This is a genomic window from Methylobacterium sp. WL64 (assembly GCF_008039945.1).
Classification (GTDB): Bacteria; Pseudomonadota; Alphaproteobacteria; order Rhizobiales; family Beijerinckiaceae; genus Methylobacterium.
Genome location: NZ_VRVA01000081.1, coordinates 1 through 25,660 on the forward strand (window position 1 = coordinate 1; position 25,660 = coordinate 25,660).

The window sequence follows — 25,660 nt, forward strand, 5'->3', positions numbered from 1 at the left end:
GGTATATCGAACGCCCGTCACCCTGCCGTCCCGCGGCCGGGCCTGCATCCCGCCCCTTGCTGCCGAATTCCCGATCCCTCTCCTGAGTGCGTCATGGCGTCGAGCAAAACCGATCACATCCATGTCGGGCGGGACACGTGGCTGTTCCTGAAGACCGGGACGAACGACATCCTGGGGCAGTTGGAGCGGCCGGAGGCGATGGCCGACCTGATCTGGGCGTGGCGGAGCCTCGTGTCCAACCGGGAGCGGCGGCTGCGGGCGTTCGGCATCCGGTATCGCCACGTGGTCGCGCCGGACAAACTGGTGATCTACGACAACCAGCTGGACGGGATCACCATCGCGCCCGCGGCCTCGCCGGCCTATCGGCTGATCCACACGGAGCCGGACATGGGTCCCGCCTGGCGGCGGGGGCCGCGGGGCCTCTACGCGGATTGGCGGCGCCGGAAGCGCTGGCGCCAGACCTGCATCGACCTGGTCGCGCCGATGCGGGCCGCCCGGGACACCGCAGACCTCTATTGCCGGACCGATACCCACTGGAGCTTCGACGGCTGCTACCTGGCCTACGCCGAGATCTGCCTGGCCTTCGGGACGGAGCCACGGGCGGATCTGCGGGACCGGCCGTTCACCCCGGTCGATCATGACGGCGACCTGGGCAGTGCCTTCGACCCGCCGCGCCGGGCGCCGTCCCGGGCCTACCGGATCCAGCAAGATTCCGTGCGGACCTTTGCCAGCCCGATCGTCGCGGCGCGGGAGAAGGCCGGGCTGCTGCACACGCTGCACGGCGGCGCCAACGTGATCTACCGCAACGAGACGGCGGCCGATCCGCGCCGGCTGGCGCTGTTCGGCGACTCGTTCTCGCACGTGATGCCCTACATGCTGACCATCCTGCTGGCCGAGACGTTCCGCGAGGTGCACTTCGTCTGGAGCACGTCGCTCGACTGGTCCTACATCGCGCGGACGAAGCCGGACCTCGTCCTGACCGAGGTGGCCGAGCGGTTCATGGCCCAGCTGCCGGACGACAGCTTCTCCCTGGACGCCTACGTGCAGGAGCGGTTCGGCGCCGAGCTGGCGGCCCAGGCCTGAACGGCGCCGGGCCGAGCCGCGCGGCGGCCGCCGCTCAGTCCTCGAGCTTGGCCATCAGCGCATCGGACAATGCGAAGTTGACGTAGACGTGCTGCACGTCGTCCTGGTCCTCGATCACCTCGACCAGGCGGATCAGCTTCTCGCCGGTCTCGTCATCGACGTCGATCGTGTTCTGGGCCTTCCAGACCAGGCCGGTGCGGCTGGGCTCGCCGAACCGGGCCTCCAGGGCCTTGGCGACCTCGCCGTAGGATTCCTGCGCGCAGACGACCTCGTGGCCGTCCTCACTGGAGCTGACGTCGTCGGCCCCCGCCTCGATGGCCGCCTCCAGCATCGTGTCGGCATCGGCGACGCTCGCCGGGAAGCCGATCACGCCGACCCGGTCGAACATGAACGCCACGGCGCCGGTCTCGGCGAGGCTGCCGCCGGACTTGGTGAAGGCCGAGCGCACGTCCGAGGCGGTGCGGTTGCGGTTGTCGGTCTGCGCCTCCACGATCAGCGCGGCGCCGCCGGGGCCGTAGCCTTCGTAGCGGATGTCCTCGTAGTTCTCGCCATCCGCTCCGGCCGCCTTCTTGACGGCGCGCTCGATGTTGTCCTTCGGCATGTTCTCGGCGCGGGCCGCTATGATCGCCGCGCGCAGGCGCGGGTTCATGGCCGGGTCCGGCGTGCCGAGCTTGGCCGCCACGGTGATCTCGCGGGCGAGCTTGCCGAACACCTTCGAGCGAACCGCGTCCACCCGGCCCTTCCGGTGCATGATGTTCTTGAACTGCGAATGGCCTGCCATGTTGCGTGAGACTTTGTTCGTTGGCGAGGGCGGGCGTCCGGGACCCCGCCGTCGCGGCTGTGAGGTCGCCGCGTTATAGGCCGCCGGCTTCCGACGAAGCAACGCGCCACCCGATCGTCGCGACCGCGGAAAGATCGCCCGCGCCGGGCGTTGGCGCGGGACATGTCAGCTGGAAACCCGATGCCGCGCCGGACCGAACACAGCAGGACAGCGACGACGCCCCCGACCGACGACCGCCGCTGGCTCAAGCTCGGGATCGCCACGCTGCTCGGCGCGGTGGCCGGTTCGATGCTGTTCGCGACCGAGGCCAAGGGACGGCCTGAGGGGCGGCGGCGCTAGAGCGCTCGCCGCCGGAGTGGATCCCGGTTCGGCATCGGCGAGCGCGTTGAATTACGGATCGCGAGCGTCGAGCGATCCCGCCTCACGCCGCCCGGACCGTGGCCAGGAACCGCCCGACCGCGGCGGTCAGCCGCTCCGACTGGTGCGACAGCTCGAAGGCCGAGGTCAGAACCTCGGCCGCCGCCGCGCCGGTCTTCTCCGCCGCCCCGGCCACACCCCGTGATGGGTGCGGGTTACCACCCCGGTGCCGGAGGCCGCCGGACCGACATTGCGGACGGATCTCCCGGGTCGCCGCATCCTGCTGCTCTACCGCCGCCGCGATCGAGGCGGACACGGTGCTGATCTCCCGGATGCGGCCGCCGATCTGCCCGATCGCCGTGGCGCCCTCGCCCGTAACACCCTGGACCTCACCGATCTGCTGGCCGATCTCACCGGTGGCCTTTGCGGTCCGGTCGGCCAGCGCCTTGACCTCCGAGGCCACCACCGCGAAGCCGCGCCCCGCCTCGCCGGCGCGGGCCGCCTCGATGGTTGCGTTGAGCGCCAGCAGGTTGGCCTGTGCCGTGATGCCCCAGATCAGCCCGACCACTTCGCCGATCTTGGCCACGCTCGCGGTCAGGGCGGTCACGAGCGCGGCGGTCTGGTCCGCTTCGCCCACCGCGGTCCGTGCCAGATCCGCCGAGCCGGCGACCCGCCGTCCGATCTCCTGCACCGAGGCGCCCAGCTCCTCGGCGGCGGCCGCCACGGTGCCGACATTGGATGCCGCCTGCTCGGAGGCGGCCGCGACCGTGGTAGACCGTTCCGCCGTCTTGGCCGCCGTCGTCGCCAGGGTCTGCGCCGTGGCCTGCAAGGCGCCGGCCGACGCCGAGACCGTGCCGACGATCCCGCTGGTCGCCCGCTCGAACGCGTCGGCCATCTGGTGCATCGCCGCCCGGCGCTGTTCCTCGGCGATGCGCCGGGCCCCGGAGGTAAAATATCGATCGCGTCAGCCGCGTGGGACGCAGCCGCCTCAGCGCACGCCCGCGTGCCAATCCTGCAAAGCGCCCAACGTCACCACGTCGCCCGGCCATTCGAGCCCGGCGATGTGCCGGTGCGGGCGGCCGGGCTCGCCGAGATCGGAGACCGCCGAGAAGGCGCCGTCGAGGCTGTGGCTGTCGGTGTAGCGGCTGCGGGTCGCCAGGACCGGCAGGCCGGCGGCGCGGGCCGAGGCGATGCCGGGGGCGGAATCCTCGAACGCCACGGCCTGCACGGCCGGGACGCCGAGGCGGTCCAGAGCCAGTTGGAACACGTCCGGGGCGGGCTTCTTGCGCGCGGCCTCGTCGCCGGCCGCGATCACGTCGAAGGGCGTGTCGTCCAGCCCGAAGTTCGCTGCCAGCAGCCGATCGACGTTGGGCCGGCTGGTGGTGGTGGCGATAGCCAGGCGCAGACCGGCGTTCCGGGCCTCGCCGACCAGCCGGGCGATCCCCGGGCGCAGGGGCAGGCCGTCCCCGGTGACGAGGCCGCCATACGCGATCGTCTTGCGGGCGTGGATCTCAGGCGCCCGGGCGTGCAGCGAAGCCGCCTCGCCCGGGTGGTGCGTGTCGATGTAGTGGGTGAGCCGTTCCTTGCCGCCCATCACGGTGAGCAGGTCGGCGTAGAGCGCCGGGTCCCAGCGCCAGGGCAGATCCAGGTCCGCGAAGGCGCGGTTGAACGCCTGCCGGTGCAGGTCCTCGGTCTCGGCGAGCGTGCCGTCGACGTCGAAGATCAGCGCCCTCAGCACGAGAGGTCGCGACCGGAGGCGCCCTCCGCGCCGGCCCGGATCGCCGCGATGCGCTCCGCGTAGGCGTCTGGACCTCCGCTGAAGACCGCGTTGCCGGCCACGAACGTGTCGGCGCCGGCTCGGCTTGCCGCCTTCACGGTCTCGGCGTCGATGCCGCCGTCGACCTGGATGCGGATGTCGCGGCCGGCCACCATGGCCCGCACCCGCGCCACGCTCTCCATGCTGCTCCGCAGGAACGTCTGGCCGCCGAAGCCCGGATTGACCGTCATCACCAGCACGAGATCCACGATGTCGAGCACCGGCTCGACCAGCGCGGCGGGGGTGCCGGGGTTGATCGCCACGCCAGCGCGCTTGCCGAGGTCGCGGATGGTCTGGAGCGAGCGGTGGATATGGGGCCCGGCCTCGGCATGGACCGTGATCCCGTCGGCGCCGGCGTCGGCGAAGGCCGCGAGATACGGGTCGGCCGGCGCGATCATCAGGTGCACGTCGAAGAACTTTTGCGTGTGCGGGCGCAGTGCCTTCACCACTGGAGGGCCGAAGGTGATGTTGGGCACGAAATGGCCGTCCATCACGTCGAGATGGATCCAGTCGGCCCCGGCCGCGTCCACGGCTCGGGTCTCCTCGGCGAGGCGGGCGAAGTCGGCCGAGAGGATCGACGGGGCGATGACGGGAGGCAGCATCATGGATCTTTCGACTGCGGTTTGGCTCAGACAATCTTCGGCCCACGGGCCGATCCCACACTGTCCCTCATCCTGAGGTGCCGGAGCAGAGCGGAGGCCTCGAAGGAGCCCTCAAGAAATCCCGTGGCCGGCTGAAGGGCACCTTCGAGGCTGCTGCGCAGCACCTCAGGATGAGGGGCCGTATGGGATCGATGGTCTTGCTTGGTTCAAAGGCTTCTTCCGATCCCTATGGAATCACGCCAGGCGGCGGCGGCGTTCCACGAGCTGCATGATCATCGGCGTCAGAATCAGCTGCATGGCGAGGTCGAGCTTGCCGCCCGGGATCACGATGGAATTGGCACGGCTCATGAAGCTGTCGTGGATCATGGACACCAGATACGAGAAATCGATCCCCTTCGGGTCCTTGAACCGGATCACCACCAGCGACTCGTCGGCGGTGGGGATCCAGCGGGCGATGAACGGGTTCGAGGTGTCGACGGTCGGCACCCGCTGGAAGTTGATGTCCGTGAACGAGAATTGCGGGCAGATGGTCTGCACGTAGTCGGGCATCCGCCGCAGGATCACGTCGGTGACGGCATCCGTGGAATAGCCGCGGAACGAGCGGTCCCGGTGCAGCTTCTGGATCCATTCGAGGTTGATCACCGGCACCACGCCGATCTTCAGGTCGGCGTAGCGGGCGATGTCCACGTCCGGGTCGGCCACGCAGCCGTGCAGGCCCTCGTAGAACAGCAGGTCGGAATCCGGCGGGAACGCCTCCCAATCCGAGAAGCTGCCCTCCGGGATGCCGTAGGCCCGGGCGTCGTGCTGGTCGTGGGCGTAGTGCCGGGTCTGGCCGGTGCCGTTCTCGGCGTAGCTGCGGAACACCGCCTCCAGCTCCGGCAGCAGGTTCGCCCGGGGCGCGAAATGCGACAGCGTCGGCTCGCGCGCCATCATGGCCCGCATCGTGTCCCGGTCGTAGGCGTGGAACCCGTCGCCCTCGATGAACACGGCGCGCACGTCCTCCCGGCGGAAGATCTGCTCGAAGGTGTTGCGCACCGAGGTCGTGCCGGCTCCTGAGGAGCCGGTCACCGAGATGATGGGGTGCCGCGCCGACATGCTCTTGTACTTCGCGTTGCGATTACGACCGCATCAATCCGCGCTGGCCGAAGAGCGGCGAGCGGCCGGCATCGGGCTTGCCGCCCGCATAATAGGCGGCCACGCACGCGACCTCTTCGGTGGAGCCGCAGACCAGGGGCGCGCGCTCGTGGATCCCGGTGGCCACCAGGTCGAGGATGCGGGTCTGGCCGTCCGAGGCGGCGCCCCCGGCCTGCTCGACCAGCATCGCCACCGGGGCGACCTCGTAGAGCAGCCGCAGGCGGCCGCGGGCGTAGTTCTTGCGGGCGTCGCCCGGATACAGGAACACGCCGCCGCGGGTCAGCACGCGCTGGATGTCGGCCACCAGGGAGGCGAGCCAGCGCATGTTGTAGTCCTTGTCGCGCGGTCCCTCGGTGCCACGCTGGCAATCCTCGATATAGGCCTTCACGGGGGCGTCCCAGTGCCGGACGTTGGAGGCGTTGATGGCGAATTCCTTGGCCGAGGCCGGAACCGACATGGCCGGGCTGGTCAGGCGGAACGCGCCCTCCTCCCGGTCGAGCACGTAGGATTGGGTGCCGTCGCCGAGCGTCAGGATCAGCGCGGTGGCCGGGCCGTAGGTCACGAAGCCGGCAGCGATCTGGGCGGTGCCCGGGGTGGTGAACGAGGCCAGCGGGTTGGCCGGGTCCTTGATCGACGGGCGGATGCCGAAGATCATCCCCACCGCCATGTTGACGCCGATGTTGGACGAGCCGTCGAGCGGGTCGATCGCCACAGCCAGCGGCGCGTCCGGGTTCAACCGCATCACCTCCTCGGCCTCCTCGGAGGCGACTTCGGCAACAGGAGCGCCCTGCAGGGCGGCGGTCACGCTTTCGTGCGCGATCACGTCGAGCGCCTTCTGCACGTCGCCGTCGCTGTTGTGCTCGCCCGCCGCCGCGAGGTCGCCGCCAAGTGCGCCGCGCCCGATCAGCGCGCTGATCTCCACCGCCGAGCCCGCGATCGCACGGATCACCGCGGCGGCATCCTTCAAGGCCGGGTTGGCCTCGACCGCCTGCGCCAGGCAGGTTTCGAGAGGCGTCCCGATCGCTGCTGAAATTGCCATCGGCCTGTCTCTCCTGCTGAAATCCCGCCCGCCGGGATCGCGCGTTCCGCGCCGGTCTGTAGCGACCCCTCTACCACCATGATAGCGGGCGGCGCGCCCCGATCGACAAGAACCGAGGACGCCACGCTCAAGATTTCTGGGGGATCTTGTGTCATAGGACAAAAAAAACGAGACCTCCGCCATGCGCAACCTCTCTCTCAAGCAGCTCCAGGCGGTGGCGGCGGTGGCCCGCCTGGGAACCATGACCCGGGCGGCCCAGGAGCTGAACGTCACCTCGGCCGCCCTCTACGCGCGCATCCGCCAGCTGGAGGAGGAGGCCGGGCTGCTGCTGTTCGACCGGACGCCGGGGGGGCTCAAGCCCACCGATGCCGGGCGCGAGATGCTCTGGGCGATCGACAGCATCAACACCGTGCTGGAGACCTGCACCGACCGCCTGCGGACCCTGCGCGGCGCGGAGGGCGGGCGCGTTGCGCTGGGTGTCGTCTCGACGGCCAAATATTTCGCCCCCCAGGTGATCGCGGGCTTCGTCAAGCAGCATCCCGGGGTCGAGATCAGCCTCTCGGTCCGCAACCGGGGCCAGACCGTCGAGGCCCTGCGCGGCTACGAGATCGACTTCGCCGTGATGGGCCGCCCGCCCCGGGACTTCCCGATCGAGGCGGCGACGTTCGGTCCACACCCGCTGGTCCTGGTGGCGCCTCCCAGCCACCCGTTGGCCGGCCGGACCGGGCTGTCGCGCGAAGACCTGGCCGACCAGCCGTTCTTCTTCCGCGAAGAGGGCTCCGGCACGCGCACGGTCTTCGAGGAGTTCATGAGCGGCATCCTGGTCAAGCGCGCCTTGCTCGACATCGACACCGGCTCCAACGAGACCATCAAGCAATCCGTGATGGCGGGGCTCGGGATCGCGCTCCTGTCGGTCCATTCCGTGGCGGCCGAGGTCGAGAGCGGCCGGCTCGCGCTCCTCGACGTCAAGGGCCTGCCGATCCGTCGGGACTGGTACGCGGTGCGCCGGGCCGACAAGGTGCTGGGCCCGGCGGCCTCCGCGGTCTGGTCGTACCTGATGAGCGACGGTGCGCGCATGCTGCCGGGCGTGACGCTGCCCGAAGTGACCGGGGCCAAGGCGTGAGCGCGGCCGGCATCGTCGTCGCCGGCTCAGGCCAAGCCGGGTTCCAGCTGGCCGCCTCCCTGCGCGAGGGCGGATTCCGGGATCCGATCACCCTCGTGGGCGACGAGACCGCCCTGCCCTACCAGCGCCCGCCCCTGTCGAAGGCGTACCTCGCCGGCAAGACCGACGCCGAGGGCCTGTTCCTGCGCCAGCCCGGCTTCTTCGCCGAGCATGCCATCGCCCACCGCCCCGGCCTCCGCGCCGTCGGGATCGACCGGGCTGGACGGCGCCTGCTTCTCTCGGACGGCCAGAGCCTCGCCTACGACCACCTCGTGCTGGCCACCGGCGCCCGCAACCGGCCGCTGCCGGTCCCGGGGGCCGACGCCCTGAACGTGCGCCAGCTGCGCGGCCTCGAAGACGCCGACGCGCTCCGGGCGTCGCTCGATTCCGCCCGGGCGATCGTCGTGATCGGCGCCGGCTTCATCGGCCTGGAATTCGCCGCGGTGGCCGCCGCCCGGGGCCTGTCGGTCACCGTGGTCGAGGCGGCCGACCGGCCGATGGCCCGGGCGATCTCGCCGGAGATCGCGGGGTTCTTCCGTGCCGCCCACGAGGCGTGGGGCGTGCGTTTCGCGTTCGGGGCCGGCGTGACCGCGATCACCGGTCGCGACGGCCGCGCCACCGGCATCGTGCTGGCGGACGGACGGGAGCTTCCCGCCGACGTCGTCCTGATCGGCATCGGCGTGCTGCCGAACCGGGAGCTGGCGGCGGAAGCCGGCCTCCCGGCCGAGGACGGCGTGCGGGTCGACGCGTTCCTGGCGACGCCCGATCCCGCGATCTCGGCGATCGGCGACTGCGCCCGCTTCCCGAGCCCGTTCGCGCGCGGGCTCAGCCCCGACGGCACGGTGCGGATCGAGTCGGTGCAGAACGCGATCGACCAGGGCCGCTGCCTCGCCGCGCGGCTCAATGGAAAGCCGGCGGCCTACGGGGCGCTGCCGTGGTTCTGGAGCGACCAGGGTCCGCACAAGCTCCAGATCGCCGGCCTGTCCGGGCCCGGCGATTCCAGCGTGGTGCGGGGCTCCGGTGCGGCGTTCTCGGTGTTCCGCTTCCGGGACGGTTCGCTGAGCGCGGTCGAATCCGTCGACCGGGCGGCCGACCACATGATCGCCCGGCGCCTGCTGGCGGCGGGGACGCCGCTCACCCCGGAGCAGGCGGCCGATCCCGGCTTCGATCTCAAGGCGCTGGCGATGGCCCGCCCCTGACCGGACCGGTCAATCCGAGAAGGCGATCTTGGGGCCAGGCCGCTGCAGGGCCACGGCCGTGGCGATCCCAAGCCCCAGGATCGTGACCGCGCAGGCCGCGAGCGCCCCGAACTGCCCGAGCTGCATCAGGGCCTGACCCAGCACCGCGACGCCGAGCGCCTGCCCGCAAAAGAACGAGAACGCGTGCAGGGCCACCGCGGAGGCGCGGGCCGTGGGCGCCACCTCGGTCACCTGCGTCTGGAAGGTGTTGTGCAGCATGTAGAAGCCGAGGCCCATTGCGGTCAGGGCGGCACAGTCCACCTGCCAGCTTCCGGCCAGCCCGACCACGGTGAGCGAGGCGCTGCAGATCAGGCCGCCGCCGATCAGCATCCGGGGCATGCCGAGCAGCCGCACCAGCAGACCGACCAGGGCCGAATAGAGCAGGCCGCCGATGGCGAAGCCCGCGAGCACCAGGCCGGCCTCGCGCGGGCCGCCCTCGCCGCGGGCCTCGATCAGCGGGGCGAGATGGGGGAACACCCCGAAGATCGCGATCGCCTCGACGAACACCGCCGAGAACAGGATCCGGGCCCGCGGATTGGCCAGGATGGTGCGGTAGCGCCGCACCGCCTGCCGGAAGGCGGGGCGGCGGGCCGGGAGGCTGCCGGTGCGGTCGAAGCCGAACACCGTCGCGGCGCACGCGACGGCGGCGACCAGAGCCGTGATGGCGAACACGCCGCGCCAGCCGATCACCGCCTCGATCAGGCCCGCGAAGGTCGAGCCGGTGAGCTGCCCGAGGATCGCCGCCACGAGGAAGCGCCCGATCGCCACCTGGCGCCGGTCCATGGGCACCCGGTCCCCGAGCAGCGCGAGCGACAACGGGATGCAGCCGCCGGCGGCTGCCCCCGCCAGCATCCGCAGGCCGAACAGGCTGCCGATATCGGGGGCGAGGCTGCACAGGACGAGGGCGCCGGCGAGCACCGCCAGGCAGACGCTCATCACCCGCTCCTTGCCCAACGCATCGCCCACCGGGCCGAGCACCGGCTGGATGAAGGCGTAGGGCAGCGCGAAGGCGGTGGAGAGCAGCGCCACCGTGTGGGTGTCGCTGCCGAGATCCCGCGCCAGCACGCCGACCAGGGGCTCGACCGAGCGCAGCGCGAAGGTGCTGCCGAAGCCCGCGCAGGCCAGGACGACGATCAGGCGTGGGATCGAGGCGGCTGCAGGCTCCGGCGCGCGGGTTGCTGACGGCGTGAGGGCCGGCTCTTGGCGGTCGAGCATGGGGGGCTTCGCGGGGCAAGCGGATCTGAACGCGGCATCGCATCTCCGCGGCCGGAGCGAAACCCACCCGGATCAGTGCGCGTAGAAGGCCGGATCCGAATTGTCGCTCGGATGCTCAAACGCCCAGCGCAGAGCCGACGACAACGGCACGTTGTAGTTCAGGCCCCGCGGCGGCACCGGCTTGAGGAACCACGTCTCGTAGATCGTCATGATCTCGGGGCTGCGGTAGAGATCCGCGGTCGCCCGGTCGACCACCGCCTTGAAGGCCGGATCGTCCCGGCGGAGCATGATGCCGTAGGGTTCCGGGTTGGACAGGGTCTCCTGGCTGATCGCGTAGGCGGACGGATCCTTCGACTGGGCTCCCACGACGCTGAGCTGCACGTCGTCCATCACGAAGGCCGCCGCCCGCCCGGTCTCGAGCATCAGGAAGGCCTCCGGCACATCCTTGGCGGCGATCACCGTGATGCCGAGCTTACGTTCGTTGTTCGCCTTGATCAGCATCAGGATGTTGGTCGAGCCGGCCACCGACGAGACCACCTTGCCGCGCAGATCCTCCAGGCTCCCGATCTTCTGGTCCTTCCGGGCGATGAACCGGGTCGCGGTGAGGAAGTGGGTGTTGGTGAAGTCGACCTGCTTCTTGCGCTCGGAATTGTTGGTGGTGGTGCCGCATTCGAGATCGGTGGTGTTGTTGGTCATCAGCGGAATGCGGGAGGATGAGTTCACGAACTCCATCGCGACCTCAAGCCCCGGCATCTTCAACTCGCGCTTCACGGCGTCGGCGATCTTGCGGCAGATATCGACCGCGAAGCCGACCACTTTCTGGTTCTGGTCCAGGTAGCTGAACGGCGGCGAGCTATCGCGCACGCCGAGCACCAGCCGGTTGTTGTCCTTGATCTTCTTGAGGGTGCCGGTCAGCGGTTCGGCCCGAGCCGCCGGGGGGAGGACCGCGAGCAGCACGGCGAGGAGCGGAGTGAGCAGACGCATGGGCTGGCCGGTTCCCTGGTCGCGCAACGAGGCGCCGGCCGGGCCGACCCGGCGGCGGGAGCCCGACTGCACGCGGATCGGGCTTCCGGACAACCCTCAGCAAGAGTCCGGCCGTGGCTATAGCCAGCGGCGACTTGGAAACCAGTCTACGACCAAATCCGGTGACGGAAGTTCGATCATGTCCCCGTTTTCAGGCATTGGAGGACCGGCAATGTCCTCAGGGACTCCGCAGCGTAGTCGAGGAAGGCGTTCACCCGGGCGGGCCGGAGGCCCTGGCTGAGGGTCACGAGTTGCACCGGCACCGGTGCCGGCTCATGGGCCGCGAGCAGGCGCACGAGTCGACCGTCCGCGATCTCTTCAGCGGCCTGGTAGGACAACACCCGCGCGATACCGCGTCCGCCCCGGGCCGCGATCAGCGCCGCCTCGACCTCGTTGACGATGAACCGCGGGGCGAGGCGCACCCGGTTGGCACCGAAGCGCCATTCGCGAACGCCCGCGTGGATCAGGCCCACGATGGTGTCGTGCGCGCTCAGGTCGGCGGGCGTCCGGGGCGTGCCCCGGACGGCGAGATAGGCCGGGCTGGCGACGACGACCTGGCGCACCTGCCCGAGCCGGCGCGCGACGAGGCGCGATTCCGCAAGCTGCCCGATCCGGAGGGCGACATCGATCCCCTCTTCCACGAGGTCGAGGTTGCGGTCGGCCAGAACCAGTTCGACCTGCGCCTCCGGGTAGACGTCCAGGAAGCCCGACACGACCGGCGCCACGTGCTTGCGCCCGAACAGCACCGGCGCCGTGACTCGCACGAGACCGCGCACCGCATCGCCGGCCGCCCCCGAGACGGCGGCCTCGTAACCCGCCAGCAGGCCGCGTGCCCGTTCGGCCAGATCGAGGCCCGCCGGAGTCGGTGCGAGGCGGCGGGTGGTGCGCTCCACCAGACGGGCGCCGGCCCGGGCCTCCAGGCTCGAGAGCGCCCGGGTCGCGGCAGCCGCCGAACGACGCGACCGCCGGGCCGCCCCGGCGAGGCTGCCGGCATCGATGATCGCGACGAAGAGGGCGAGTTCGTCCAGCCGGTCCATCGATTGTTTCAGGTCCTGAAATTCTGAGTGTCAAACACTCCGGATTTTCGACGGCGGATGCAAGAGCGATAGTCGGGTCGTTGCTGGAGACCCCGACGATGTCCGAACCCGACCTGACCCTCTACGGCCTGCGACTCTCGGGCCATTCGCACCGCGCGGAACTGTTCCTGTCGCTGCTGGGGCTGCCCTATCGGTTCGTCGCGGTGGCGAGCGCCGAGCAGCGCGCAGCGGCCGATTTCCGGCGCCTCAACCCGCTCGGCCAGATCCCGGTCCTGACCGACGGCGCGGCCGCGATCCCGGACAGCAACGCGATCCTGGTCTACCTGGCCGCGCGCTACGCGCCGGATGGCGGCTGGATGCCGGCCGATCCGCTCGACGCGGCCGAGGTCCAGCGCTGGCTCTCGATCGCGTCCGGGGAGGTACGCACCGGGCCGGCCCTGGCCCGGCTGATGGTGGTGTTCGGTGCCCTGGCCGACCGCGCGACCGTGCACGCGACCGCCGCGCGGATCCTCGGCTTCATGGACGGGCACCTGGCCGATCGCCGGCACCTCGCCGCCGACCGGGCGACGCTGGCCGACATCGCCTGCTACTCCTACGTCGCCCATGCCCCCGAAGGCGGCGTCTCGCTCGCGCCCTATCCGGCCGTACGAGCCTGGATCGCCCGGATCGAGGCCCTGCCGGGCTTCGTCCCGATGCCGGCCTCTCCCATCCCGGAACAAGCGTGAGGCATGCCATGGCGACTTTCCATGCGGATGAGGCGATCGCCCAGGCGCGGGCCGGCCACGTCCTCGGCGAGACCCCGGCGATCCGGTCGTTCATGCCGGACCAGCACCGCGGCTTCTTCGCGGGGCTGCCCTATCTCCTGGTCGCGACCGCAGATGCGAGCGGCGCGCCGGTGGCGACCCTGCTGACGGGTGCGCCCGGCTTCGTGCACAGCCCGGACGCGACCCATCTCGCCATCTCGGCGGCGCTCGACCCGGCCGACCCTGCGGCCCGGTTCCTGATACCGGGCGCGGAAGCCGGCATCCTGGGCATCGATCTGGCGACCCGGCGGCGCAACCGTGCCAACGGCCGCATCGTGCGCCGCGACCGGGACGGCCTGACCGTGGCGATCGACCAGAGCTTCGGCAATTGCCCGCAATACATCCAGCGGCGGGACGTCGAGCCGGTGCCGCGCCAGCCGGGGCCGACCGAGATCCTGTCGGCCCTGGACGCGGAAGCCGGCGCGCTGATCGACGCCGCGGACACGCTGTTCGTGGCGACCCGGGCGCGGGACGGGCTCCGGGACGGCGGCGCCGACATCTCGCATCGGGGCGGGCGGCCGGGCTTCGTCCGGCGCCGCGGCGACGTGCTGACGGTCCCGGACTTCTCCGGAAACCGCTACTTCAACACGCTGGGCAACCTGGTCGGCGAGCCGCGTGCGGCGCTGCTGTTCCTCGACTTCACCAGTGGCGACCTTCTGGTCCTCCAGGGCCGCACCGCGATCGACTGGACCGGCACCGACGCCGCGGGTCTCCTGGGCGCGCAGCGATCCTGGGCGTTCACGATGACGGCCGGCTGGCGGCGCCGGGCGGCGGTTCCCCTCCGGTGGAGCGCCCCCGAGCCGGCACCGCAACTCACGCGCACCGGCATCTGGGACGCGAGCGAGGATGCCTGATCGTGGCTCAGGACGTGGCCGCCGCGGCCGCCTCGTGCTCCTGTGCGAGCCGCGCATCCGCGGCGGCCACGTTCCGGAAGGCCGGGCGGGCCCGGATCCGGTCGACATAGGCCGACAGCACCGGATCGGGCGCGACCAGCCCGAAGCCCATCGTCCAGCCGAGTGCGCTGCCCCAAAGGATATCGGCGGCGCTGAAGCGGTCGCCGAGCAGGTACGGCCCCGGCTTCAGCGCTTCGGCGACGCGGGCGATCACGCTGTCGTAGTCGGCATAGGCCGACATGGCGCGCGGCCCGGGCTCGCGCTTGAGATGGCGGTCGATCACCGCGGGCTCGAAGCACGAGCCGTAGAACACCATCCAGCGCAGATACGTCCCCCGGGTGGGATCGGTGAGTGACGGGGCGAGGCCGGCCTCGGGAAACAGGTCGGCCAGATACAGGTAAACCGCCGCCTGCTCGGTCACGAGCGCGTCGCGGGTGCGGATCGCCGGCACCTTGGCCATCGGGTTGATGGCGCGATAGGCATCCCCGAGATGTTCGCCGGCCCGCATGTTGAGCACGTGCAGGCGATGCGGGGCGCCGAGTTCCTCCAGCAGCACGCGCACGCCGGTCGAGCGGGTATTGGGGGCGTGGTAGAACTCGATGTCCGGCGTGTCGGCCATGCCGCACCCTCCCAGGATCCGTGATTTGCGCGGCGATACGCTTCGTCCTGCCTGACGTCCGGGTCAATCGTGCAGCGCCGCGACGGTGGCGGTTGCGGGATCGCCCCGAGCCCGGGACGGGTGGCCCCAATGAGACATCCGGATCCGAGTTGCGCCCTCTGCGCGGGTGCCCACTTCCGGAGGGACCGGAATCGCGGCAGGGACGTTGGGCGTTTGTGCGTTGCCGCGCGTTGGGGTGCCAGCCGGCGCGACGCGACCCGGGGATTCGAGTTCTGATGGCGAAGATACTGTTGGTCGAGGACCATGAAGAGATCTGGGACTTCCTGTCCCGCCGCCTCAAGCGCCGCGGCTACGAGGTGATCCTGGCGCATGACGGCGAGGCCGGCGTGCAGCAGGCCCGGTCGGGCCAGCCCGACGTGATCCTGCTCGACATGAACCTGCCGGTCCTCGACGGCTGGTCGGCGGCGCGCGCCCTGAAATCCGGATCCGACACGCGGGCGATCCCGATCATCGCGCTCACCGCGCACGCGATGTCCGGGGACCGGGACAAGGCCATCCAGGCGGGGTGCGACGACTACCATCCCAAGCCCGTGGATTTCTCCAAGCTGCTCAGCCAAATCAGCGCCGCGCTGGGCGAGACCGCACAAGCCGGCTGAAGGCCGCCCGCCACGGCAGGCTCCCTGACCCGAACCGCTCCGCCGTCGCGGGGCGGCATCGTCCCTGAATTCGATAAGAGTGGAGCGTCTTTGTGAGCGAGGATCCCGTCACCGCCCAGCGCCTCAAGCAGGGCTTGCCGGTCATCGTCGCGCTGGCCTCCACCCTCCTCGTCGTGGCGATCATGGCGGCCCTGTATCTCGGGCGCGAGATCCTGGTGCCAGTGACGCTGGCGATCCTCCTGAGCTTCGTCCTGGTGCCGGCGGTCCGCATCCTCCGCCGGATCCGCGTGCCGCGGGCGGCGGCGGTGCTCCTGGTGGTGGTGATCGTGTTCGGCGGCCTGTTCGGGATCGGCAGCCTGATCGCCAGCGAGGCCTCGCAGCTGGCGTCGGACCTGCCGCGCTACACGCTGGTGATGCGCGACAAGATCAAGGACCTGCGCGGCGCGACCGACGGGGCCGGGACGCTGTCGCGCATGGTCGACATGGTCCAGGACCTGAGCGCCACGCTCCAGCCGCCCGGCGCCATCGAGGTCAAGGGCGAGCCGGGGACGCGCACGCACCCGCTCACCGTGGAGATCAGCCCCGCCCGGGCGAGCGTCGTCGAGACGTTCCAGACCTTCGCGGGCCCGATCCTGCACCCGCTGGCCACCACCGGGCTGATCCTGATCTTCACGATCTTCATCCTGCTCCAGCGCGAGGACCTTCGGAACCGGGCGATCCGGCTGGCGGGCGGCTCCGGAGACCTGCGCCGGGTGACGGCGGCGATCGACGACGCGACCAGCCGGCTCAGCCGGTTCTTCCTGGCCCAGCTCGCCCTCAACATCGCCTTCGGGGTGGTGATCGGCGTCGGCCTGTGGCTGATCGGCGTGCCGAGCCCGACGCTGTTCGGCGTGCTCGCGGCGATCCTGCGGTTCGTGCCGTATATCGGCGCCGCGATCAGCGCCCTGCTGCCGCTGATCCTCGCCGCGGCGGTCGATCCCGGCTGGAGCATGGTGATCGCCACCGCGGCCCTGTTCCTGGTAGTGGAGCCGATTGCCGGCCACGTGATCGAGCCGCTGCTCTACGGCCACTCCACCGGCCTGTCGCCGATCGCCGTGATCCTGGCGGCGACGATCTGGACCTTCCTGTGGGGACCGATCGGTCTGGTGCTGGCCACCCCGCTCACCGTCTGCCTGGTGGTGCTCGGCCGGCACGTGGAGCGCCTCTGGTATCTCGATGTGCTGCTCGGCGACCGGCCGGCGCTCGCGCCGCCGGAGATCTTCTACCAGCGCATGCTGGCGAACGACCCGGCCGAGGCGATCGACCAGGGCTGGCAGTTCCTCAAGGAGCGTGCGCTGGTCACCTATTATGACGAGGTCGCGCTGGCCGGGCTGCTGCTCGCGCAGGAGGACCTCTCACGCGGCACCCTGGACCGCACCCGACAGGATGCGGTCGGTGCCGCGATCCGAACCGTCGTGGCGCGGCTCGGCACCGCCCCGGTGGCACGGCGCACCTGGCGGGGCGCGCCGCGCGCGTCCGACACCGAGACCGCGGCCGCGCTGGCCGCCGCAGGGCCGGACCGTCAGATCGCCGGCATCGTGCTGGCCCGCGAGGATCTCGCGCCGGCCTGGCGCAGCGAGACGCCGGTCCTCTGCGTGTCGAGCCGTGGCCCGTTCGACGAGGCGGCCACCCTCATGCTCAGCCAGATCCTGGCCCGGCACGGGCTCGCCTCGCAGACCCTGTCGATGGCCGCGATCCGCGCTGGGGAACGCCCCGACAACCCGGGCGGCCTCGCGCTGATCTGCTTCTCCTATCTGGAGCCGGTCAGCCTGTCGCAGATCCGGTTCACGGTGCGGCAGGCCCGTGCCGCGGTGCCGGGCGTGCGTATCCTGGTGGGTTTCTGGCGCGAGCGCGATCCGGCGACACTGGATCGCCTGCGCCGGGCGACCTCGGCGGACTTCCTGGTCACCTCGTTGAACGAGGCGCTCTCGGCAGTCACGAGTGCCTGCCGTGAGCCGGCGCCCGCACAGGTCGCGTCCGCACCCGCCCGGGCCCTCCCCGGCCCGGCCCGGCCGGTGGCGGCCTGACCCACGCCAAGCGCGACAACGCCGACGTGGCGTGACGGTCGACAACGCCGCGTGCCTTCCTAAAGTCGCAGCCCGCTGCCGGCACCGGGCCGGCATCACCATCTGTCCACGATTGGAACGAATAAGACTGCGCGCCATGTCCGATTCCCCTGAAAAACCTCCGATCGGACCGAGCGCAGTCGTCAGGGACGGCGCGGCGAGCGATGTCGCCGACCCCAAGAGCGACATCTTCTTCGCCGCGGTGGAAACCACCCGGATGCCGATGATCGTCACCGATCCGCGCCAGCCGGACAATCCGATCATCTTCGCCAACCGCGCCTTCCTGGCGATGACCGGCTACACGCCCGAGGAACTGGTTGGGCGCAATTGCCGGTTCCTGCAGGGCCCGGAGACCGACCGCGAGACCGTCGATCAGATCCGCTCGGCGATCGCCGAGAGCCGCGAATTCGCCACCGAGATCCTGAACTACCGCAAGAACGGCTCGAGCTTCTGGAACGCCCTGTTCGTCTCGCCGGTGTACAATTCGGCCGGGGAGCTCGTGTATTTCTTCGGCTCGCAGCTCGATGTCTCGCGCCGGCGCGACGCCGAGGAGGCGTTGGGCCAGGCGCAGAAGATGGAGGCGTTGGGCCAGCTTACCGGCGGCATCGCGCACGACTTCAACAACCTGCTGCAAGTCATCGTCGGCTACGTCGACATCCTGGCCTCCGGGCTCGAGAAGCCCGATGCGGACCGCGCCCGGCTCGGGCGCGCCACCGACAACATCCGGCAGGCGGCCGAACGTGCGACGACCCTGACGCAGCAGCTCCTGGCCTTCGCCCGCAAGCAGCGGCTGGACGGGCGCGCCGTCAACCTCAACACGCTGATCGAGGGGATGCGCGAGATGGTCGCCCGCTCGGTGGGCGAGGCGGTGACGATCGAGCTGGATCTCGACCGGGACCTCTGGAACTGCCGCGTGGACCCGACGCAGGCCGAGGTCGCGATCCTCAACGTGCTGATCAACGCCCGGGACGCCATGCCGGATGGCGGCACCGTCCGGATCACCACGGAGAACAACGCGGTCACGGCCAGCGGCGAGATCGGGCCGCTGCGCGCGGGCCGCTACGTCAGCATCGCGATCCGGGATAGCGGCACCGGCATCCCGCCCGCGGTTCTGGCCCGGGTGATGGATCCGTTCTTCACCACCAAGGAGGAGGGCAAGGGCACCGGGCTCGGCCTGTCGATGGTCTACGGCTTCGCCAAGCAGTCCGGCGGCGCCGCCCAGATCGAGTCCGTGGTCGGCGCCGGCACGACGGTGCGCCTGTCCTTCCCGGCGACCGACGGCGACGCGCACGCCCCGTCCAAGGTCTCGCACCGGGCGGTGGACCGGCAGGGTACCGAGACGATCCTGATCGTGGACGACCGCGAGGATGTGGCCGAGCTCGCCCGCACCATCCTGCGGGACTTCGGCTACACGACGCTGATGGCCAGCAATGCCCGCGAGGCCCTGGAGATCCTGGAATCCAGCGAGCGGATCGATCTGCTGTTCACCGACCTGATCATGCCGGGCGGCATGAACGGCGTGCTGCTCGCCCGCGAGGCGCGCCGCCGCCAGCCCAAGCTCAAGGTCCTGCTGGCCACGGGCTATGCGGAGGCGAGCCTGGAGCGAACCGATATCGGTGGTTCCGAGTTTGACCTTCTCAACAAGCCTTACCGGCGCACGGAGCTGGTCCGCCGCGTGCGGGCCATCCTCGACGGTCCCACCGGCGTAGGCTGAGCTTGAGGAGACGCGCGATGGCGCAGGGCGACAAGGCGAAATACACCGACAAGCAGAAGCGCAAGGCCGATCACATCGCCGACTCCTACGAGGCGCGCGGCGTGCCGGAGCAGGAAGCGGAATCCCGCGCCTGGGCCACGGTCAACAAGGACGACGGCGGCGGCAAGAAGCCGGGCGGCTCCGGCCGCGGCAAGGACACCGGCCATCCAGCGGCCCACACGGGCGGCGACACGGGCGGCAAGGCCTCCGCAAGCCGGACACCGGAGCAACGCTCGGCCTCGGCCAAGAAGGCGGCGGCGACGCGCAAGGCGAATGCTGCGGCCAGTGCGTGATCCGGCAGGGGCGGGACCGGACGTGTTGTACGCCTTCCGCGGCCTGGAATCGCTTTGCTTCGACCTTTCGAGGTTGCCACAGCCCGGGCCGGCGTCACACCGAAAGCATCGTCGGTCCCAGTCGGATCCTGCCTGCGGAGGGCCTACATGGCCTTCTTCGGCGCGGCCTGCAGGAAATCCTGAAGTTGCCGCTTGTAGAACTTGGCGTAACCCGTGGTGCCGTGGCCCATGGTCTCGTCGCTGGCCGGGATCACGTAGAGGCGCGCGTTCTTAACGCGTTTTATCTCGCGCTCCATGATCCCCGTCTCGGGCGGGTTGCGCTCGTCGTCGGCAGCATTGATCGCCAGCACCGCGGCTTCGATCTTCTCCAGGCCAGGAGAGCAATTGTAGGCGCGAGACGATTCCCACTGATAGACATAATCGTTTGCATCGGCGGCGAACGGTGCCGCCAAGCGTGCGTCCACGAGTTTGTCGGCCAAGTCACCCGTCGGTGCGTGTCTTTGTAGAGCCAACGTGCCGCCACTGGTGCCGAGGGCGAAGAACACGTTTGCAACCCGCACCGAGGGCGGCTGGACCAAGTACTCCCCGTTGGCATAGGCCGGGTCGCGCCGGATGGTCTCTACTAGAAGCCGGCGCATCATCCAGTTGCGGCTCGCCATTTCGCTCGGCTGTGACGCCATGGGAACGAGAGCGTCCATGTACGCCGGGTGCTTCACGCCCCAGATCCAGGCGTGCATCCCCCCCATCGAGTTGCCGATGATCAGGCGGACGTGGTTGAGTCCGAGGTGTTCTTTGAGAAGCCGGTACTGAGCCTCGACCATATCGTCATAGTTATACCGTGGAAACTTTGTCTTCAGACCATCGGAAGGCTTGGATGACTTTCCATGGCCGAGCACGTCCGGGATGATGATATAGTACTTTGCCGCGTCCAGTGGTTGGCCGGGCCCGAATAGCTCTCCCGCGAAGCCAGGCGTCAGCATGCTGGATGCCGAACCGGTGGTCCCATGCACGACGACGACGGGTTCGCCGTTCGGATCGCCAACGGTCGTGTAGTGCAGGCGCATCTCCGGCAGGACTTCGCCGGTGTGAAATGTGAAGTCCTTGATCGTCGCGTCGCCCACTTTGGGCGTCGGATATTCGGCAGCACGCGCCGTGAGCGCCAACGAGAGCACGGCCGCGCCGACGGCTGAACCGCACAACAGGCTCACGACTTTCATGCGATTCCCCCTCCAAGCGTCAATGGTTTTCCACCGCGCTTAAATGAATATTGCCGTGTCGATTTCGCCTGACAATAGCTGTAGCTCTCCGCTCGAACAGTAGCCCTCACTCTGTTTGGCGAGTTGCGAGGAACCGACCGTCTCATGCGGGCGGAGAGTGCGGCGACCGCCAAGATCTGAGGCAAGCGGAACGTGGGCAGCACGATCCGCCAAACCTTACCTTCGCGCTTCCGCCAGCTTGACCAGCGTGTGGAGCATCCGGTTCGCCGGCGTCGGGATGCCGAGCGCAGCCCCCTTCCGAACGACATAACCGTTGAGGTGGTCGATCTCGCTCGGCCGGCCCCGGGCGAGGTCCTGGGCGGTGGAGGAGCGCTGGTCGGCCATGCTGGTGCTGAGGGCGAGCACCGTGTCGAGGATGTCGTCGGGTACCGACACGCCCGCGGCGTTCGCCACCGCGACGCATTCCTGCACCACATCGGTCATCGCCGCGACGACGCCCTCACCCTGCACCAGGCGGCCGTAGGGCAACTGGGTCAGGGCCGACAGGGCGTTGTAGGCGCAGTTCAGGATCAGCTTGCCCCAGAGCGCGTCCAGGGCGCGTTCCGAGACGGTGGTCGGGATCCCGGCGGCGATGAGCGCGGCGGCGATGGTTTCGCTGGCTGCCGAGGCGCCGAGCACGAGGTCGCCCCGGCCGTTGTGCCGCACCTGCCCCGGCCCGACCATCGCGGTGGCGACGTAGACCGCCACCGGCACCACCGGCCGCCCGAGCACGACGCCCAGGCGCTCGGCGTTGTCGACGCCGTTCTGGAGGCTGAGGATCGTCGCCGAGGGGCCGAGATGGGGCGCGATGGTCGCCCCGGCCGCTTCCGTGTCGCCCGACTTGACACAGACGAGCACCAGATCCGCCCCGGCGACACCATCGCTCGCCGTCGTCGCAGGAACCGCCACGGCGGCACGCCCGGCCGCGCTCTCCAGCACCAGCCCGTTTGCCGCGACCGCCTCGACCAGGGCCGGGCGGCCGATCAGCGTGACCGCGTGGCCGGCCCGCGCGAGCAGGAACCCGTAATAGCAGCCGACCGCGCCGGCCCCGAGGATTGCGACCTTCATCGCGCCGCCGCCGCGGCGTGCTCGGGATGGAACGGCGCGGTGGCGGCCCCAGTCCGCACATGGTCGAGGAGGGCCTGGACCGGGTGGCGGAGCCTCACGCCGTCGATCAGCCTGGCCTGCGACCGGCAGGAATAGCCGTCCGCCAGAAGGGTGCCGCCGGGGGACTCGGCCACGTGGCGCGCCCAGCTCAAGCCGTAGATCGCCTCCGAGGTGGCGCGGTTGCGCGCCTCGTGGCCGTAGGTCCCGGCCATGCCGCAGCAGCCCGCAGGCAGCACGTCGAGCCGCAGCCCGAAATGGGTGAACACCGCCTGCCAGTCGCGGACCGCGCCGGGGGCGTTGGTGCGCTCGGTGCAGTGGGGCAGCAGCTGCAGGGTCGCGTTGCCCGGCCGGGGCGCGATCCGGTCGAGCTGCGTGGCAAGCCATTCCTGCAGGATCTGGACCTTGGGCAGGTCGTCGCCGCCGAGCGCCTGGGCGTATTCGGACCGGTAGGTCAGCGTCATCGACGGATCGAGGCCGACGAGCGGCACGCCCGAGCGCGCGAGCGCCCGCAGCATCGCGGCATTGGACCGCGCCACCGCGGCGAACCGGGCCAGGAAGCCGTGCACGTGCAGCGGCTTACCGTTCGGCCGGTAGGGCACGAGCCACGGCTTGAAGCCGAGCGCGACCAGGAGTGCGCAGGCATCGACGACCAAGGCCGCCTCGAAATGACTGGTAAACGCATCCTGCACCAGAAGCACTGCGCGCGCGCGCTCCGCCGAGGGGAGACGGGCCAGCGCCTCCGGGGTCGCGGTGGCGACGCCGAGTTCGGCGAGCCGCGCCGTCAGGTCGATGGGCGACAGGGCCGGGATCCCGACCAGGCCGGCCTTGGCCAGCAGCATCCGGGCGAGCGGGTTGGCCAGGGCCGCGTTGCTCAGGCGCGGCATCCGGGCGGCCAGCGGCAGGAGCGGCTCCAGCGCGGCCACGAGGTGGTCTTTCAGGGGCCTGGCGTAGCGGGCATGGTAGAGTGCCAGGAACTTCGCCCGGAAGGTCGGGACGTCCACCTTGATCGGGCACGATCCCGTGCAGGACTTGCAGGCGAGGCAGCCGTCCATCGCCTCCTTCACGGCGTGGGAGAAGTCATCGGCCTCGGAGCGGCGCTGGAAACCGCTGCGCATGGTCGCGAAAACATCGGCCCACCAGCCGGGGCGCTGGCGCTTCAGCTCCGCGGAGGGGTCCATGCCCGCCTGTGACGCCAGGCGCAGCCACTCGCGCATCAGCGAGGCGCGGCCCTTGGGCGAATGCCGGCGCTCCCGGGTCGCCTTCCAGGACGGGCACATCGCGTCGTCCGGATCGAAGGTGAAGCAGGCGCCGTTGCCGTTGCAGTGCAGGGCCTCGTCGAAATCCTGCCGGACCGGCGGCGGGATCGTCCGGTCCTGCTCGCCCCGGCGGGGCACGCCGTCGATCCGGGTGAGCGCGCCGCCCCGGGCCGTGGCGATCTTGCCCGGATTCATCCGGTCGCCCGGGTCGAAGGCGCGCTTGACCGCTTCGAGCGCCGGCATCAGCGGCCCGAAGGTCGCGGGCACGAACTCGGAGCGGAATCCCTTGCCGTGCTCGCCCCAGAGCAGCCCGCCATACTTTGCGGTGAGCGCGACCACGCCCTCGGTCACCTCGCGGATCAGGGCGTTCTGGTTCGGATCCTTCAGGTCGATGGCCGGACGGACGTGAAGGACGCCGGCATCGACATGGCCGAACATGCCGTAGCGCAGCCCCTTGGCGTCGAGCAGCGCCCGGAACTCGGCGATGAAGTCGGCGAGCCGCTCCGGCGGCACCGCGGTATCCTCGACGAACGGGATCGGGCGCGCATCGCCCTTGGCGGCCCCGAGCAGGCCCACCGCCTTCTTGCGCATGGTCCAGAGTTTTTCGATCGCGTCGCCGCGGGCGATGGTGAAGCCGAGGCGCTTGGTGTCGGTCCCGCGCTCGGCCTCCAGCACCGTGGTGAGCCGCGCCAGGGCGGCATCCACGCCGTCCGCGTCGTCGCCGACGAATTCCACCAGGTTGATGCCGTGGACCGGCCGGCCGGCGGGATCGTCCGGGAAGAAGGCGCGGACCTCGGCCCAGATCGGGTCCTTGCGGGCAAGGCCCAGGACGGTGGAATCGATGGTCTCCACCGAGGCCGCGCCGAACGGCAGCAGCGCCTGGGCGTCCCGCAGGGCGGCGTCGAAATCCACGTAGGAGAGCGCCACCAGCACCGACGCCTTGGGGATCGGCAGAACGTTGAGCCGCGCCTCGGCGATCAGCGCCAGGGTGCCCTCCGAGCCGCAGATCACGCTCTTGAGGTCGAACCGGCCGTCCGCATCGCGCAGATGGGCGAGGTCGTAGCCGGTGAGGCAGCGGTTGAGCTTGGGGAAGCGCTCGGCGATCAGCGCTGCGTTCTCGGTGACGACCGTATCGACGGTGCGGTGGATCTCGCCGACCCGGTCGTTGCGGGCCTGGGCGGCTTCGAGGCCGGCCGCGTCCAGCGGCTCGGCCGTCCAGACCGTGCCGTCGGCGAGCACGCAGGTCAGCGCGAGGACGTGGTCGCGGGTCTTGCCGTAGAGGCAGGAGCCCTGACCGCAGGCATCGGTGGAGATCATGCCCCCGATGGTCGCGCGGTTCGAGGTCGAGAGTTCGGGCGCGAAGAACAGGCCGTGCTCGGCCAGCGCCCGGTTGAGCTGGTCCTTCACCACCCCGGGCTCGACCCGGACGATGCGGCGCGCGACGTCGATCTCCAGGATGCGGTTCATGTGCCGCGAGGTGTCGATCACGAGGCCGTGGCCGAGCGACTGGCCGTTGGTGCCGGTGGCCCCGCCGCGGGGGCGGATCACGATCTCGGTGAAGCGCGGGTCGTCCAGCAGCTTGGCGATGCGCACGAGGTCGTCGCGCGAGCGCGGGAAGGCCACGGCCCCCGGCTCGACCTGATAGATCGAGTTGTCGGTGGAAAAGACCGTGCGGTCCGCGGCCGACACGGTGAGGTCGCCCGCGAAGCCGCGCAGGCGCAGTTCGGCGACCACCGCCTCATAGAGCGGCACGGCCTCGGTGTGGCGGGTCAGGACCGGGATCATGAACGCGTTCTACACCCGGCCCCTCGCGAGGGAAGATCGGCGATTATGTCACGTCGCCGCGAACCGGTCTGGCACCCCGCTTGCCACGGTGGCGACGGTGCGGAGCGGATGCCCATGAACGCGAGCGTCGAACGGGTCAGGGATGCCCTGGCCGAGCTGATCAAGGCGGCCCTCATCTCCGACGACGCCACGAGCCTCGCCTGCCGCGAGGCCGGCCGGACCAGGCTCGCCGCCCTGGGCGCCGACCCGCCGCAGGCCGGGAGCCTGCGCATGGACGGCGCCTGGACGCTGGCGATCCAGCAGGCGGAGACGCCGGAGCTTGCGCCCGGAGAAGGCCAGGTGAACCTGACCCTGCCCCGCGCCTGCCCGTTCGGCCTCGACGAGATCCTGGACCCGGCCTTCGACGTCGATCTCGCGGTCGACCGCATCCGCAAATCGGCGTCCACCGGCTGATCGCGCCTGTTGAGGACGCGACGGCCACCGTTGCCGCGGACCGGCCGGAACCCCATCTTGCGGTGACGAGACCGAATCAGCGGTCCGGTGCCCGATCGCGGGCGCACGCCTTTTTCGAGAACCGTCCGGCACCACCTTTTGGCACCACGCATCAGCGCAGAGGCGGCCGAACCCGCCGCTCCCCCGCCCTTCCC

Annotated in this window: 24 protein-coding genes; 11 read left to right on the top strand and 13 right to left on the bottom strand. The window is 70.4% G+C overall.

Features of this window, described 5'->3' with window-relative positions; all coding sequences use genetic code 11:
* Positions 1-93 precede the first annotated feature (93 nt).
* On the top strand, positions 94-1,083 hold the full coding sequence (locus FV242_RS24170) for a hypothetical protein (RefSeq protein ID WP_147940694.1): 990 nt from the start codon (positions 94-96) through the stop codon (positions 1,081-1,083).
* 34 nt (positions 1,084-1,117) lie between these two features.
* Here the strand turns inward: FV242_RS24170 and FV242_RS24175 are convergent, their stop codons facing one another.
* Positions 1,118-1,864, bottom strand: coding sequence for a YebC/PmpR family DNA-binding transcriptional regulator (locus tag FV242_RS24175; protein ID WP_147940695.1), 747 nt, complete (start codon positions 1,862-1,864; stop codon positions 1,118-1,120).
* A gap of 180 nt (positions 1,865-2,044) precedes the next feature.
* Between FV242_RS24175 and FV242_RS24180 the strand changes: the two genes are divergently transcribed.
* Positions 2,045-2,203, top strand: a complete 159-nt coding sequence (locus FV242_RS24180; protein WP_187193420.1) for a hypothetical protein — start codon at positions 2,045-2,047, stop codon at positions 2,201-2,203.
* An 82-nt stretch (positions 2,204-2,285) separates the two neighbouring features.
* On the opposite strand, the gene FV242_RS24185 is transcribed toward FV242_RS24180, so the two are convergent.
* From FV242_RS24185 to FV242_RS24205, 5 genes are all read right to left on the bottom strand, one after another.
* On the bottom strand, positions 2,286-3,116 hold the full coding sequence (locus tag FV242_RS24185; RefSeq protein ID WP_306440317.1) for a methyl-accepting chemotaxis protein: 831 nt from the start codon (positions 3,114-3,116) through the stop codon (positions 2,286-2,288).
* Between the two features lie 93 nt (positions 3,117-3,209).
* Complete coding sequence (locus FV242_RS24190) at positions 3,210-3,959, bottom strand: HAD-IA family hydrolase (protein WP_147940697.1); 750 nt, start codon at positions 3,957-3,959, stop codon at positions 3,210-3,212.
* Positions 3,953-4,639 carry a ribulose-phosphate 3-epimerase gene (gene rpe / locus FV242_RS24195; protein WP_147908042.1) on the bottom strand — a complete coding sequence of 229 codons (687 nt, stop codon included), beginning with the start codon at positions 4,637-4,639 and terminating at the stop codon, positions 3,953-3,955. Before rpe ends, FV242_RS24190 begins: the two co-directional genes overlap by 7 nt.
* A 234-nt stretch (positions 4,640-4,873) precedes the next feature.
* Positions 4,874-5,734 carry a phosphoribulokinase gene (locus FV242_RS24200; RefSeq protein ID WP_147854414.1) on the bottom strand — a complete coding sequence of 287 codons (861 nt, stop codon included), beginning with the start codon at positions 5,732-5,734 and terminating at the stop codon, positions 4,874-4,876.
* Between the two features lie 22 nt (positions 5,735-5,756).
* Positions 5,757-6,812: a class 1 fructose-bisphosphatase gene (locus FV242_RS24205; protein WP_147908000.1), complete on the bottom strand. Its 1,056-nt coding sequence runs from the start codon at positions 6,810-6,812 to the stop codon at positions 5,757-5,759.
* 181 nt (positions 6,813-6,993) lie between these two features.
* Here FV242_RS24205 and FV242_RS24210 point away from each other — a divergent pair, with 181 nt between their 5' ends.
* Entirely contained in the window at positions 6,994-7,935 is a 942-nt protein-coding gene (locus tag FV242_RS24210) for a LysR family transcriptional regulator (protein WP_147908001.1), read from the top strand.
* Positions 7,932-9,173 (top strand): NAD(P)/FAD-dependent oxidoreductase, encoded by a 1,242-nt coding sequence (locus FV242_RS24215; RefSeq protein ID WP_147940698.1) that lies wholly within the window; start codon positions 7,932-7,934, stop codon positions 9,171-9,173. Before FV242_RS24210 ends, FV242_RS24215 begins: the two co-directional genes overlap by 4 nt.
* A 9-nt stretch (positions 9,174-9,182) precedes the next feature.
* On the opposite strand, the gene FV242_RS24220 is transcribed toward FV242_RS24215, so the two are convergent.
* From FV242_RS24220 to FV242_RS24230, 3 genes are all read right to left on the bottom strand, one after another.
* On the bottom strand, positions 9,183-10,427 hold the full coding sequence (locus tag FV242_RS24220) for an MFS transporter (protein ID WP_246692028.1): 1,245 nt from the start codon (positions 10,425-10,427) through the stop codon (positions 9,183-9,185).
* Positions 10,428-10,499: 72 nt separating this feature from the next.
* The gene (locus FV242_RS24225; protein ID WP_147940699.1) at positions 10,500-11,411 is read right to left on the bottom strand and encodes an amino acid ABC transporter substrate-binding protein; all 912 of its coding nucleotides are present in this window, start codon (positions 11,409-11,411) and stop codon (positions 10,500-10,502) included.
* A 176-nt stretch (positions 11,412-11,587) separates the two neighbouring features.
* Positions 11,588-12,487 carry a LysR family transcriptional regulator gene (locus FV242_RS24230; RefSeq protein ID WP_147940700.1) on the bottom strand — a complete coding sequence of 300 codons (900 nt, stop codon included), beginning with the start codon at positions 12,485-12,487 and terminating at the stop codon, positions 11,588-11,590.
* A gap of 98 nt (positions 12,488-12,585) precedes the next feature.
* Between FV242_RS24230 and FV242_RS24235 the strand changes: the two genes are divergently transcribed.
* Together FV242_RS24235 and FV242_RS24240 are read left to right on the top strand one after the other, a co-directional pair.
* Positions 12,586-13,212 carry a glutathione S-transferase family protein gene (locus FV242_RS24235; protein WP_147940701.1) on the top strand — a complete coding sequence of 209 codons (627 nt, stop codon included), beginning with the start codon at positions 12,586-12,588 and terminating at the stop codon, positions 13,210-13,212.
* Positions 13,213-13,220: 8 nt separating this feature from the next.
* Positions 13,221-14,144 (top strand): pyridoxamine 5'-phosphate oxidase family protein, encoded by a 924-nt coding sequence (locus tag FV242_RS24240; RefSeq protein ID WP_147940702.1) that lies wholly within the window; start codon positions 13,221-13,223, stop codon positions 14,142-14,144.
* A 7-nt stretch (positions 14,145-14,151) separates the two neighbouring features.
* Here FV242_RS24240 and FV242_RS24245 read toward each other — a convergent pair whose 3' ends face one another.
* The gene (locus tag FV242_RS24245) at positions 14,152-14,802 is read right to left on the bottom strand and encodes a glutathione S-transferase family protein (RefSeq protein WP_147940703.1); all 651 of its coding nucleotides are present in this window, start codon (positions 14,800-14,802) and stop codon (positions 14,152-14,154) included.
* Between the two features lie 275 nt (positions 14,803-15,077).
* Between FV242_RS24245 and FV242_RS24250 the strand changes: the two genes are divergently transcribed.
* The 4 genes from FV242_RS24250 to FV242_RS24265 all read left to right on the top strand — a co-directional run bounded on the left by FV242_RS24250 (position 15,078) and on the right by FV242_RS24265 (position 19,609).
* Positions 15,078-15,458, top strand: a complete 381-nt coding sequence (locus FV242_RS24250) for a response regulator (RefSeq protein ID WP_058192055.1) — start codon at positions 15,078-15,080, stop codon at positions 15,456-15,458.
* A 92-nt stretch (positions 15,459-15,550) separates the two neighbouring features.
* Complete coding sequence (locus tag FV242_RS24255; RefSeq protein ID WP_147940704.1) at positions 15,551-17,524, top strand: AI-2E family transporter; 1,974 nt, start codon at positions 15,551-15,553, stop codon at positions 17,522-17,524.
* Between the two features lie 136 nt (positions 17,525-17,660).
* A complete protein-coding gene (locus tag FV242_RS24260; RefSeq protein ID WP_147940705.1) occupies positions 17,661-19,277 on the top strand; it encodes a hybrid sensor histidine kinase/response regulator in 1,617 nt (538 codons plus the stop codon).
* Positions 19,278-19,294: 17 nt separating this feature from the next.
* Positions 19,295-19,609 (top strand): plasmid stabilization protein, encoded by a 315-nt coding sequence (locus FV242_RS24265; protein ID WP_147908010.1) that lies wholly within the window; start codon positions 19,295-19,297, stop codon positions 19,607-19,609.
* A 143-nt stretch (positions 19,610-19,752) separates the two neighbouring features.
* Here the strand turns inward: FV242_RS24265 and FV242_RS24270 are convergent, their stop codons facing one another.
* From FV242_RS24270 to FV242_RS24280, 3 genes are all read right to left on the bottom strand, one after another.
* Positions 19,753-20,826 carry an alpha/beta fold hydrolase gene (locus FV242_RS24270; RefSeq protein ID WP_147940706.1) on the bottom strand — a complete coding sequence of 358 codons (1,074 nt, stop codon included), beginning with the start codon at positions 20,824-20,826 and terminating at the stop codon, positions 19,753-19,755.
* A gap of 216 nt (positions 20,827-21,042) precedes the next feature.
* A complete protein-coding gene (locus tag FV242_RS24275; RefSeq protein WP_147940707.1) occupies positions 21,043-21,933 on the bottom strand; it encodes a ketopantoate reductase family protein in 891 nt (296 codons plus the stop codon).
* Entirely contained in the window at positions 21,930-25,013 is a 3,084-nt protein-coding gene (locus FV242_RS24280) for an FAD-binding and (Fe-S)-binding domain-containing protein (protein ID WP_147940708.1), read from the bottom strand. Before FV242_RS24280 ends, FV242_RS24275 begins: the two co-directional genes overlap by 4 nt.
* Positions 25,014-25,127: 114 nt before the next feature.
* On the opposite strand from FV242_RS24280, the gene FV242_RS24285 reads away from it, so the two are divergent.
* A complete protein-coding gene (locus tag FV242_RS24285; protein WP_147940709.1) occupies positions 25,128-25,466 on the top strand; it encodes a hypothetical protein in 339 nt (112 codons plus the stop codon).
* The last annotated feature ends 194 nt before the right edge of the window (positions 25,467-25,660 follow it).

Excerpts from the sequence above, each read along its gene's own strand:
- FV242_RS24170 (WP_147940694.1), top strand. The coding sequence starts at position 94 with ATGGCGTCGAGCAAAACCGATCACATCCATGTCGGGCGGGACACGTGG.
- FV242_RS24175 (WP_147940695.1), bottom strand. The coding sequence starts at position 1,864 with ATGGCAGGCCATTCGCAGTTCAAGAACATCATGCACCGGAAGGGCCGG.
- FV242_RS24180 (WP_187193420.1), top strand. The coding sequence starts at position 2,045 with ATGCCGCGCCGGACCGAACACAGCAGGACAGCGACGACGCCCCCGACC.
- FV242_RS24185 (WP_306440317.1), bottom strand. The coding sequence starts at position 3,116 with ATGGCCGACGCGTTCGAGCGGGCGACCAGCGGGATCGTCGGCACGGTC.
- rpe (WP_147908042.1), bottom strand. The coding sequence starts at position 4,639 with ATGCTGCCTCCCGTCATCGCCCCGTCGATCCTCTCGGCCGACTTCGCC.
- FV242_RS24200 (WP_147854414.1), bottom strand. The coding sequence starts at position 5,734 with ATGTCGGCGCGGCACCCCATCATCTCGGTGACCGGCTCCTCAGGAGCC.
- FV242_RS24205 (WP_147908000.1), bottom strand. The coding sequence starts at position 6,812 with ATGGCAATTTCAGCAGCGATCGGGACGCCTCTCGAAACCTGCCTGGCG.
- FV242_RS24210 (WP_147908001.1), top strand. The coding sequence starts at position 6,994 with ATGCGCAACCTCTCTCTCAAGCAGCTCCAGGCGGTGGCGGCGGTGGCC.
- FV242_RS24220 (WP_246692028.1), bottom strand. The coding sequence starts at position 10,427 with ATGCTCGACCGCCAAGAGCCGGCCCTCACGCCGTCAGCAACCCGCGCG.
- FV242_RS24225 (WP_147940699.1), bottom strand. The coding sequence starts at position 11,411 with ATGCGTCTGCTCACTCCGCTCCTCGCCGTGCTGCTCGCGGTCCTCCCC.
- FV242_RS24230 (WP_147940700.1), bottom strand. The coding sequence starts at position 12,487 with ATGGACCGGCTGGACGAACTCGCCCTCTTCGTCGCGATCATCGATGCC.
- FV242_RS24235 (WP_147940701.1), top strand. The coding sequence starts at position 12,586 with ATGTCCGAACCCGACCTGACCCTCTACGGCCTGCGACTCTCGGGCCAT.
- FV242_RS24240 (WP_147940702.1), top strand. The coding sequence starts at position 13,221 with ATGGCGACTTTCCATGCGGATGAGGCGATCGCCCAGGCGCGGGCCGGC.
- FV242_RS24245 (WP_147940703.1), bottom strand. The coding sequence starts at position 14,802 with ATGGCCGACACGCCGGACATCGAGTTCTACCACGCCCCCAATACCCGC.
- FV242_RS24250 (WP_058192055.1), top strand. The coding sequence starts at position 15,078 with ATGGCGAAGATACTGTTGGTCGAGGACCATGAAGAGATCTGGGACTTC.
- FV242_RS24260 (WP_147940705.1), top strand. The coding sequence starts at position 17,661 with ATGTCCGATTCCCCTGAAAAACCTCCGATCGGACCGAGCGCAGTCGTC.
- FV242_RS24265 (WP_147908010.1), top strand. The coding sequence starts at position 19,295 with ATGGCGCAGGGCGACAAGGCGAAATACACCGACAAGCAGAAGCGCAAG.
- FV242_RS24270 (WP_147940706.1), bottom strand. The coding sequence starts at position 20,826 with ATGAAAGTCGTGAGCCTGTTGTGCGGTTCAGCCGTCGGCGCGGCCGTG.
- FV242_RS24275 (WP_147940707.1), bottom strand. The coding sequence starts at position 21,933 with ATGAAGGTCGCAATCCTCGGGGCCGGCGCGGTCGGCTGCTATTACGGG.
- FV242_RS24280 (WP_147940708.1), bottom strand. The coding sequence starts at position 25,013 with ATGATCCCGGTCCTGACCCGCCACACCGAGGCCGTGCCGCTCTATGAG.
- FV242_RS24285 (WP_147940709.1), top strand. The coding sequence starts at position 25,128 with ATGAACGCGAGCGTCGAACGGGTCAGGGATGCCCTGGCCGAGCTGATC.